At 44.2% G+C, this 3044-nt stretch carries 4 protein-coding genes; 2 read left to right on the forward strand and 2 right to left on the reverse strand.

Annotation, left to right across the window (positions count from 1 at the left end):
• Both WC615_RS23110 and WC615_RS23115 read right to left on the reverse strand, forming a co-directional pair.
• On the reverse strand, positions 1-666 hold a 666-nt coding region (locus WC615_RS23110; protein WP_372980384.1), incomplete at its 3' end, for a 4-hydroxyphenylpyruvate dioxygenase family protein.
• 95 nt (positions 667-761) lie between these two features.
• Positions 762-1919 carry a homogentisate 1,2-dioxygenase gene (locus tag WC615_RS23115; protein WP_372980385.1) on the reverse strand — a complete coding sequence of 386 codons (1158 nt, stop codon included), beginning with the start codon at positions 1917-1919 and terminating at the stop codon, positions 762-764.
• A 115-nt stretch (positions 1920-2034) separates the two neighbouring features.
• Between WC615_RS23115 and WC615_RS23120 the strand changes: the two genes are divergently transcribed.
• Together WC615_RS23120 and WC615_RS23125 are read left to right on the forward strand one after the other, a co-directional pair.
• A complete protein-coding gene (locus WC615_RS23120; protein WP_262892115.1) occupies positions 2035-2166 on the forward strand; it encodes a hypothetical protein in 132 nt (43 codons plus the stop codon).
• A 180-nt stretch (positions 2167-2346) separates the two neighbouring features.
• Positions 2347-3044, forward strand: a 698-nt coding sequence (locus tag WC615_RS23125) for a fumarylacetoacetate hydrolase family protein (RefSeq protein WP_372980386.1), incomplete at its 3' end; no start/stop codon positions are given.

Genomic DNA, 3044 nt, shown 5'->3' on the forward strand with positions numbered 1-3044 from the left:
AATCAGGGCCGAGTACTCGGTCGAGATCATCTTATCATCAAACGTGAGGATGTTGCGGAAACCCATAATATCCTCATAAAAGTTAACCCATTTATCCATTTTATGCCAGCCCACGTTACCTACGCAATGGTCTACATACAGCAAACCTGCAACAGGCGGCTGGTAGGTGGTTTGCAAGGCTTTATAACCCGGCAGGAACGGGCCGCTGTAGTTTTTACGTTCGATGAAAAGGTGAACGGTTTCGCCATAAAGTTTTATACCGCTGGCACGTACTTCGCCATGCTCATCTTTAATGGTTTGCGGCTGCTGGTATGGCTCGGCACCACGCTTAGTAGTTTGCTCAAAAGCGTCGTATGCATCATCAACCCAAAGGGCTAATACCTTTACACCGTCGCCATGTTTTTTAATGTGCTCGGCAATAGGATGGTCGGAGTGCAGCGGGGTGGTTAATACCAAACGGATCTTACCTTGTTGCAAAACGTACGATGCGCGGTCGCGTACGCCAGTTTCAGGGCCCGAATAAGCCAAATCCTGAAAACCGAAAGCAGTTTTATAATAATGGGCGGCCTGCTTGGCGTTACCCACATAAAATTCAACATAATCGGTACCGTTAAGCGGCAAAAAATCTGTGGTAGTTGGTTTTGTATCTAATGTTAATGTTTCCATTGTTTATTTAATTAGTGATTTAGTGAGTTAGCGAATAGTGATTGCCGCCCCCAAATCCTATGTCTTAATTCTTGTGTCTTATTGTCTTAACTCTGTTAAATCACCCAGCTTTTATAATAATTTCCGTCTTCAATATTTACGGCGTCTTCGGTTAGCATCAGCGGGCGGAAGGGGTCAATCATTACAGCCAGTTCGTCTGTAAATTCCTTACCGATAGATTTTTCGACCGAGCCTGGCGCAGGGCCGTGCGGTATGCCACCCGGGTGCAGGGTTATTTGCCCTTTTACCACGCTTTTGCGGCTCATAAAGTCGCCGTCTACGTAATATAAAACCTCGTCGCTATCTACATTGCTGTGGTTATATGGCGCGGGGATAGATAATGGGTGATAATCGAACTTGCGGGGCACAAATGAGCAGATGACAAAGTTGTGGCCCTCAAAAGTTTGATGTACCGGTGGCGGTTGGTGTACGCGGCCTGTTATCGGTTCAAAATCATGGATAGAAAATGCCCATGGGTAATGGAAACCATCCCAACCCACAAAATCGAACGGGTGAGTGCCATAGGTGTATGGGTATATCAATCCTTGTTTTTTGATCAGGATCTTAAAATCGCCTTTTTGGTCGATGGTTTCCAGGTCGGTTGGGCGTTTAATATCGCGTTCGCAATAAGGCGAATGTTCCATCAATTGGCCGTATTCGTTCCGGTAGCGTTTTGGCGCACGGATAGGGCTAAAGCTTTCTATGATGAACAGGCGGTTATCCTCATTATCAAATTCCAGCTGGTAAATGGTGCCACGGGGGATAACCAGGTAATCGCCATATTCAAACTTAATTTTCCCGAAACCGGTTTTTAAAGTACCCGAGCCTACGTGGATGAAGATCACCTCGTCGGCCTGGCTGTTCTTGTAAAAATAGTCGGTCATGCTTTTGCGCGGGGCGGCCAATGATATATGCAGGTCGCTGTTCACCAGCACCGGTTTGCGACTCTTTAAATAGTCATCTTCGGGCTTTATATTAAACCCTATCAGGCTGGTATGTTTAAGATGCTTTTCGCGCGCTATTTTGGGCTCAACCGAATATGGCTCGCCCAGTTCTTTTACGATGGTAGGCGGATAAGCGTGGTAAACCAGCGAATAAAGACTGGAAAACCCTTCGGTTGAAACCAGTTCTTCGGCATATAATGTGCCATCGGGCTTACGGAACTGCGTATGCCGCTTATGCGGGATGGTCCCTAAAGTGTGGTAAACAGGCATGATTTAATTAATTGGTTTATTAAGAACGTTTTAAGCGTTCAAAAAGTTTAAATTATAGTACACCGGGTTGCGTATCGAAATAGTATGATACCACCAATTACGTATAAAAAACGAAATGAAATTAGAATTGCGCCAACGCGATCTTGGAGAGCACAGCATCCCTGAAAGAAGAGGAGTTACTCATAGAAGTAAGCCCAAGGGAAAAGTAAAACTGTTTTTTAATGCTCATCATTGGTATCAAAATTAAGTGTAATAAATTTAATATGCAAGCATAACAGTTGGTGATTGGGGAACAATAACTGTAGAGACGCGATACCTCGCGTCTCAGATATGCAAAATTAAACAAGACGCGAAGTATCGCGTCTCTACAAATAGTATCAATCAACTATTTTACTACTTTTGATTTCCGATAAACCAATTATATCTTATGAAATTAGTATCCTACAAAACCGAAGACCGGGAGCATTTAGGCATCTATATAAACGGCCATATTTATAATCTAAACTCGTGCGATAAACTGATACCCGATAACATGAATGAATTTTTATGGGGTGGAGATGAGTTGATGGATCACGCTAAAAAGGTGAACGCTGATATTAAAAGTGGTAAAATAGAAGCTAAAGAGGAACTGTTTTATGAGTTAATAGCCCCCGTACCTCACCCAACATCATGTCGCGACGGGTACGCCTTCAGGCAGCATGTAGCTGCTGCCCGCCGCAACCGCAAGGTAGATATGATTGCCGAGTTTGACCAATACCCTATTTTTTACTTTACCAACCATAATGCCATACAAGGCCCCGGTGAAATTGAGTGTATGCCTGATCATTTTCAGAAGCTTGATTTTGAGTTGGAAGTAGCCGTAGTGCTGAATAAAAAAGGCCGTAACATTCGTGCTGCCGAAGCCGATAGCTTTATTGCAGGTTATATGATCATGAACGATATGAGCGCCCGCACCCTGCAAATGGAAGAAATGCTGCTGAACCTTGGCCCAGCCAAAGGCAAAGATTTTTCGACCGTGATTGGCCCATGGCTGGTTACACCCGATGAATTGGAGCAATATAAAACCACGCCAAAAGAAGGGCATGTTGGCGTTACCTATAACCTGGAAATGAAATGCGTGGTAAA

It is taken from the genome of Mucilaginibacter sp. (assembly GCF_041663085.1).
Lineage (GTDB): Bacteria > Bacteroidota > Bacteroidia > Sphingobacteriales > Sphingobacteriaceae > Mucilaginibacter.

Bases quoted from the DNA above. Each gene is read 5' to 3' on its own strand.
- WC615_RS23115 (WP_372980385.1), bottom strand. From the start codon at position 1,919: ATGCCTGTTTACCACACTTTAGGGACCATCCCGCATAAGCGGCATACG.
- WC615_RS23120 (WP_262892115.1), top strand. From the start codon at position 2,035: ATGAAATTAGAATTGCGCCAACGCGATCTTGGAGAGCACAGCATCCCT.